Origin of the sequence: Prosthecobacter sp., from assembly GCF_049294395.1 — a bacterium.
Classification (GTDB): domain Bacteria; phylum Verrucomicrobiota; class Verrucomicrobiia; order Verrucomicrobiales; family Verrucomicrobiaceae; genus Prosthecobacter.
Map to the genome: position 1 here is coordinate 1 of NZ_JBAQCR010000058.1, position 6,471 is coordinate 6,471.

At 55.6% G+C, this 6,471-nt stretch carries 7 protein-coding genes; 6 read left to right on the forward strand and 1 reads right to left on the reverse strand.

What is annotated here, in order from left to right:
- The 6 genes from WAW39_RS04120 to WAW39_RS04145 form a co-directional block, all read left to right on the forward strand.
- Positions 1-1,049 (forward strand): RHS repeat domain-containing protein (locus WAW39_RS04120; RefSeq protein WP_422316064.1); only part of this gene is annotated, 1,049 nt, incomplete at its 5' end.
- A gap of 81 nt (positions 1,050-1,130) precedes the next feature.
- Positions 1,131-1,397: a hypothetical protein gene (locus tag WAW39_RS04125; protein ID WP_422316066.1), complete on the forward strand. Its 267-nt coding sequence runs from the start codon at positions 1,131-1,133 to the stop codon at positions 1,395-1,397.
- Between the two features lie 121 nt (positions 1,398-1,518).
- The gene (locus tag WAW39_RS04130; RefSeq protein WP_422316068.1) at positions 1,519-1,698 is read left to right on the forward strand and encodes a hypothetical protein; all 180 of its coding nucleotides are present in this window, start codon (positions 1,519-1,521) and stop codon (positions 1,696-1,698) included.
- Between the two features lie 79 nt (positions 1,699-1,777).
- Positions 1,778-2,836 carry a hypothetical protein gene (locus WAW39_RS04135; protein ID WP_422316070.1) on the forward strand — a complete coding sequence of 353 codons (1,059 nt, stop codon included), beginning with the start codon at positions 1,778-1,780 and terminating at the stop codon, positions 2,834-2,836.
- On the forward strand, positions 2,833-3,558 hold the full coding sequence (locus WAW39_RS04140; RefSeq protein WP_422316072.1) for a glycosyltransferase: 726 nt from the start codon (positions 2,833-2,835) through the stop codon (positions 3,556-3,558). Before WAW39_RS04135 ends, WAW39_RS04140 begins: the two co-directional genes overlap by 4 nt.
- On the forward strand, positions 3,555-5,738 hold the full coding sequence (locus WAW39_RS04145) for a class I SAM-dependent methyltransferase (RefSeq protein ID WP_422316074.1): 2,184 nt from the start codon (positions 3,555-3,557) through the stop codon (positions 5,736-5,738). The genes WAW39_RS04140 and WAW39_RS04145 overlap by 4 nt, the downstream gene beginning before the upstream one ends.
- Before the next feature lie 592 nt (positions 5,739-6,330).
- On the opposite strand, the gene WAW39_RS04150 is transcribed toward WAW39_RS04145, so the two are convergent.
- The coding region (locus tag WAW39_RS04150) for a transposase (protein WP_422316076.1) at positions 6,331-6,471 on the reverse strand (141 nt) is incomplete at its 5' end.

The following is a 6,471-nucleotide window of genomic DNA, read 5'->3' on the forward strand; positions in this document are numbered from 1 at the left end:
GGAACAACGGCGAGGTGGTCGGAGATTACGCCTATGACGGCAGCCACCGGCGCATTACGCGTGAAGTGGATGGGGAGACGCTGCACAGCTACTACAACGATGCCTGGCGTCCGGTGGAGGAGCGCAAAGACAGCGAGACCACGGCCTCCATCAGCTACTTGTGGGGTGCACGGCACCGGGATGACTTGGTGCGGCGTGATCGTGTGGTAGGAGGCACCACGCTCAATGAGACGCGCTATGTGTTGATGGACTACTTCAATCCTGCGGCAATCACCGATGAGGAGGGTGAAGTGAAAGAGCGCTATGCGTTCAGCGCGTTTGGTCTGCGCACGATTATGAATCCTGACTTCACGGTGCGAAGCAGTAGCGAGTGCGGGATGGAGTTTGGCTTCCAAGGGCAGTTCATTGACGCGGAGAGCGGGCTGATTAATTATGGTTATCGGTATTATTCGCCGCACTTGGGGAGATGGACCTGCAAGGATCCGATCGAGGAGAAGGGCGGGCTAAATCTTTACGAATTCACAGAAAATGATCCAGTTAATAACGTGGATAAATTGGGGTTGGTTTGTGGGGTCGTTGTGGCTCGATCCAAAGAATTTCCAGGTCATCAAATGATTGGAGGGGTTGGACCGGCAAATCCGAATGCTAAAGATTTGATTCCGAGTAGAGATTATACATCCACATCCGGCAACTGGGCCATTCTAAATCCGGAAGAAGGAAAGTGGGGAACATGTTCCCTGCCAAGAAAAAACGATTATAGTTTTTATTTTTATTACTTGGTCGCGTTTAAATCCGATGGATGCTTTGCATCGGGAGTAGCCAAAGGGCTGACATGCAAAGATAATCTAAATTGTCCTAATATAAAAAGTTGCCTCGATACATATACTGCTCCAGGAACTCGCGGAACCTTCGAAGGCACTGGGACTCTTGGTGATAATTGCAGAACTGCCAGCGAAAGTGCTCTTAATGCATGTTGTGTATCTATGAGCGATTGTGTGAACTGTCCAGTGGCTACAGGTGAAACCACTTGGCCAATGTATGGAAATTAAATTGAATAAAGCACTTCAATGAACTTGGGGCCCATAATTGTTGCCATAATACCATTGCTCGTGGCTGTCGTTGCATGTTGCATGAAATATTTTTCAGCCAAGTCAAACCGCCTAACTGGCGCTGTTGGTCTAATTATTGTCATGGCAACCTGGTGGAGTGGATATCAAACAATGCATTTGAAACAAAGTTTCACTGACGAGTGGAAGCGGGGAAAGTTGTGTCAATTTTTGATAGAACTAACAATAGAAGATGATGTGAAAACTAAACAAATTATAAAACACGCTCTTCTTCAAAAGCCAAGAATGAGTGAGGCGGAGCTTTGGGACATTATATCAAAAAATCAATGAAACTGCGAGCGTGTTGTACTTAATGGAGTTGCAATGAAGAATAGCAGTTGCTCAATATTTTGTTATTTCACTGACCGCATTTTCGAACGCTCCAATGCACGAGCGTCACCCACATCCAGCAATGGAAACCGGCAACCTCGGAGACGCGAACCTCCTGCGAACGGGTTGGGAACGCGACTTGCGCGACGATGTCGGTTTCGGTTTGCCGCAGGATAGAGCTGCTTCAAGCCGTGAATGTTTTTCAACCGTCCATGCGGACCGTGTTTTGGCTCAGTTGATCGAACAGAAAATCAGGGGCTAAGACTGCGGCCCATAAGTGGATTTGGAACCCTGCTTACTAGAGAAAGAATAATTTTATCCCTGTACCTCAAACTTCAACCATGACACCCGCTCGCTCCCTTGCCAAAGACACTCCTGACATCACAGCACTGCATTCTCCCCGATGGCGTGAGGAGGGGGATGTGCCGGTGAGGCAACTCGGTGAAGCTGTGCCGTTCTTTTACACTCGGGCCGGGGCGGTGATGGCATTGGAGGGTCAGTATCGCGGTGGGCATGCGTTTCTGATGGCGAACGGCCCCTCGGTGGCGGCGCTGGATCTGACCCCGCTGCACCGGCGCTGGGTGATGACACTGAACAACGGGGCGCGAACCTTCCGAGGCAATGCAAACTGCACGGTGGACGAGCCTTCGCGCTTCAGCCTGTCAATGTGGCTGGACCCGACGATCCTGAAGTTTGCACCGATGTCCCACTTTGAAAAAGGCCTGTGGGACAACCGGCTGGTGAATACGGATCAAGGCTGGGTGCAACGCTGGGAGCCTTCCAAGCTGAAGCTGGGGGACTGCCCGAATGTGGCGGGTTATCGACGCAATGAAAAACTCCATGTGCCGCGCTGGCTGAACGAGGAAACGGTGAACTGGGGCAATCATGGCAAGTGGGGCGGTGGCCGCAGTGTGCTGCTGGCGTCCATTCGCATTCTGCATCTGCTGGGCTTCCGCCATGTTTACCTGCTGGGAGTGGACTTCGACATGTCGGCGACGAAGCGCTATCACTTCGAGGAGGGGCGGACGCCCAACGCGGTGAAGGGGAACATGAGCACTTATGCGAAGCTGCAGCAGTGGTTCACTGAATTGCAGCCGCAGTTTAAAAAAGCGGGCTTCAAGGTCTTTAACTGCAATCTGCAGAGCAAGCTGACGGCTTTTCCCTTCTTACCGTATGAGGAGGCTCTGGCGGCATCTGGCGCCCAGATCGGAGATCACACGCGGGAAAAGACCGAGGGGATGTACTCGCGGGTGGACGATCAGAAGAAAGCGCAGACCGCAGGCAAAGGTGTGGCCCCCGAGGCAGGTCCGGTGGCAGCGGCTGCCAGCAGCCGGGAGCAGCCTGCGCCAGCAACGGCAGCCCCATCCGAACCAGCAGCCTCCACAGCGGGCAAAGCATGAGCGAGCCGCTGAAGATTGAGGTGGTAACGCATTGCTACCGCTACGCAACCCTGCTACGCCATCAATTGAGCAGTCTGGTGCTGGGACCACCGCCACCGGGTGTGCAGGTGACCGCGACTGTGTTTCACACACCGGAAGACGAAGAGACCACGCGGGCAGTGGCGTGGTTTGCACAGCAGACAGTCGCGGGTGTGCGGTGGAACGCGCAGCCGCTGCCGAGGGCGGAGCTGTGCCGACGCTCCATCGGGCGCAATCGCGGAGCACTGGCAACCCAGGCGGACTGGGTGTGGTTCTGTGACGCGGACTACTGGTTCACCACGGAGTGCTGGGAGGCGTTCACACGCTTTGGCAACACCGACGCGCGACTGATCTACCCCCGCGAGGTAAACGGGCACCGTTCCCATGATCTCGGAGACGCCTGCATTCAACGCGCACGCGAGACCGAGGGGCTGGTGAGTGTCTCTATCTCCGAATTTGAGCCGGAACGGATGAACCGGGCAATTGGCGGCATCCAGATCGTCAGCGGGGACTATTGCCGGGCGCATGGCTACTTGAAAAACAGCCGCCGTGCTCAGGAGCCCAGAAGTGAATGGCAGCGCACGCACGAAGATGTGTGGTTTCGCCGGGAGCTTGGAAACAGCGGAATGCCGGTGGACTTGCCCGGCGTTTATCGCATCCGCCACGGCCAGGCCGGTCGGATGGTTCCAGATTTGATCTTATGAGACATCAAGACATCACCCTTGTCCTGGGCGTGGACGCGCAGCATTTGCAGGAACTCCGGCAGGCATGGCCTGACTGGATGAAATTCAAACCCGAACTGCGCGAAATGCCCTGCCTCGTATTTTACGATGTGAAGCAGGTGCGCACGAGCGAGCTGAAATTTCTGCGCGAGCATCCGCAACTGAGGCTTATCGCATGGGACCTGCCGCATGCACGAAGCCAGCGTGAAAAAATGCTCACCGGATTTGTGCAGGTGCCTGCACGAGAGGTGCAGACTCCGTGGTATCTCAAGCTCGATACGGATGCGGTCGCGACTGGGCCGGGAGAGTGGATCAAGCCGGAGTGGTTCCAGTCGGATGAGCGAGGCGAACTTCCGGTGTTCATTGCCTCCCCATGGGGCTACTCAAAACCGCGCTATGTGATGGATGTGCTGGATGACTGGGCGGATGCCGTGCCAAGGCTGGCTGCGAGGCCACGGCTGAACCTGCCGTATTCCAGCGAGTCTTCAAAGGTCAAGCACCCGCGCATCATTTCCTGGCTGTTCTTCGGACGCACGGATTGGACGCGCGAGATGGCGGCACTGACCGCGAAGGATGGCCGGCTGCCTTATCCCTCGCAGGACAGCTTCATGGTGTACTGCGCGGAACGGCTTGGCCGCCGCTATGTGCGCGCGCAGATGGCTGAGCACGGATGGAAACACCAGCGTCCGCGTCGTCGCCGACCATCTCCAGTGGCAAAGCCTAAGGAGAAGGAAGGCACTAGCGGGGTTGTTTACTATAACCTGGGAACAAGCTGTGTCGTGAGGCTGCTGGTGTCTCTCGTGTCCCTGCGGCGGCACTATTCAGGACCGGTGACTATTCTCTCCGAAGGTGAGGAATCACATGCCTTGTGCGAGAAAATCGGCAGCGCCATGAACGTGCCGGTAAAGCGATGGGTCTCGGATGTGAGTCCAGGCAAGCATCTGCCCTTTCTCGGCAAGACCCGGCTGCACCTTGGGACTCCCTACGACATCACGGTGGCGATTGATTCGGACACGCTGGTGGTGGGGCCGATTGACGAACTGTTCGAATTCGCGAAGCGGGATTCATTCTGCGTGGCTCAACTGGGGAAGTGGCGGACTGATGGCCGAATCATCCAAGCCCGCCTGCGCAAGTGGGCGGATATCTTGCCGGATGACCTGAACGCCGCCACTGCCTTTGGCCCGGCCATCAACATTGGCGTCATGGCGTTTCGCAAAGACGCGGCCATTTTTAACGTGTGGTATTCCGTGGCGGAGAAGGGACGAGTGAGTTTCATTCCTGACGAAGTGAGCTGCCAGATGCTGCTGCACCGCTACCCGCATCGCATTCTGGATGGACGGTGGAACCGATCCTGCCGGCACGATGATCCCGATCTGCCAGACACACGCATCATTCATTATCATGGTAAGAAACACTGCCGTGATGGTCTGCCGTTTCATGGGGACAAGTGGGTGGAAGTGTACGATGAGGTGGTGCGGCAAAATCTGGCAGACATTCAATCCTGGACTCCAGCCGGTGACCGCCTGCTGAGGCGGCACTTGAAAGGCAGCCGGGCAAACGTGGCATTGCCTGCAAAGACACCGGTGTATAAAACGGACCTCTGGTGCCGACGCGGGCATTTGAACCACGATCAGGCGGACAAGTATGCGGAAATCTGCGAGCAGGTGAAACCGCGAAATGTCCTGGAAACCGGCTTTTGCACCGGACGCTCGGCCGCCTGCGTGCTCCATGGCAGCCTGAAGCTGGAAAGGATGATCAGCATCGACATCAATCTCGACTACAAAGCACCGCATGGCCGTCGCATGGCCGTCTTGCTCAAAGGGAGGTTTCCGGCATGGGATGTCATAGAAAACTCCTCGCGCGTGATTCTCACTCCTGAATTCTTCCAGCGCGAGTTTCCGCAAGGAATTGATCTCGCGACGATTGACGGAGACCATACCTATGATGGATGCATGTTCGATCTGGAGGCCGTAGTTCCTTACCTGACACCCCACGGGGTCATGGTCGTGGATGACTATCGCTCAGGCCCGCCCAATGGCACACGTATCGAGAGCGTGACCCGAAGCGTGGACGATTTTTTGGCCAAGCACGGGAGCGATTTCGTGGGAGAGCGCTGGCACAAGAAAGGGAAGGGGTTCTGCATTATCCGGCGTGCACCTTAAAGGGGCATCCTTGGCAAATCTGCACTGAGGAAGCGTGGCGAGGTGCGTTAACTGTGCAACGGCATCAAACGGTGGCAGTTCCCGGCCATGTTCCCATCGGCGAACGCGTTGGTGTATGACACCTATGACTTTCGCCAGGCTTTTCTGATCAGCTCCAAGGCACCGCCTTGCCTTCAGGACAAGGTCTGCCGCAGTTTCTTCACGAGCGGGATAGTAGCCGAGGAAGGAAATGATGGAGGGCCACTCGGATACGATCGGCTGCCTCTCATCGCGTTCCCAGCGCTCGTAAACCTCGCGCAAGGTGCCCAACTGGCCTGCCACGTCCTCCTGACTCAGTCCCAGAATCAGCCTTCGGTTGCGAAGATGCTCACCCAGAGTTCGCGATTCGTGGGTCATGCCTTTCTTTCTGAGGATGAATGCTTTAAGTGTTTCCGGGCTCACCCGAATCGTGAAAAAGCAAAATGGCAAAATAGGGTGATACGTATTTTGAGTGAATTTTCGCAGCAGGGGCCATCGGCATTAAGTTGTCTGCAACGATGAGCCGTGTGAGGCGGCTGTTTTTTTGCTTAGCAAAAGAGGTTCTACACGAGTTTTAATGGGTGAAGACGGGCTTGAGATCAAGTCTGCCGCAATGGAACAAGATGCGGATGCGGTAGTTGGCGAATGAACGGAACCCTCTGGCGGCGCTTTTGATGGACTGGATGCGGCTGTTGAGGCCTTCGCTCGCAGCATT

What these genes read in the sequence shown, in the direction of transcription:
- WAW39_RS04145 (WP_422316074.1), top strand. Translation starts at nt 3,555, where the DNA reads ATGAGACATCAAGACATCACCCTTGTCCTGGGCGTGGACGCGCAGCAT.
- WAW39_RS04140 (WP_422316072.1), top strand. Translation starts at nt 2,833, where the DNA reads ATGAGCGAGCCGCTGAAGATTGAGGTGGTAACGCATTGCTACCGCTAC.
- WAW39_RS04135 (WP_422316070.1), top strand. Translation starts at nt 1,778, where the DNA reads ATGACACCCGCTCGCTCCCTTGCCAAAGACACTCCTGACATCACAGCA.
- WAW39_RS04130 (WP_422316068.1), top strand. Translation starts at nt 1,519, where the DNA reads ATGGAAACCGGCAACCTCGGAGACGCGAACCTCCTGCGAACGGGTTGG.
- WAW39_RS04125 (WP_422316066.1), top strand. Translation starts at nt 1,131, where the DNA reads ATGAAATATTTTTCAGCCAAGTCAAACCGCCTAACTGGCGCTGTTGGT.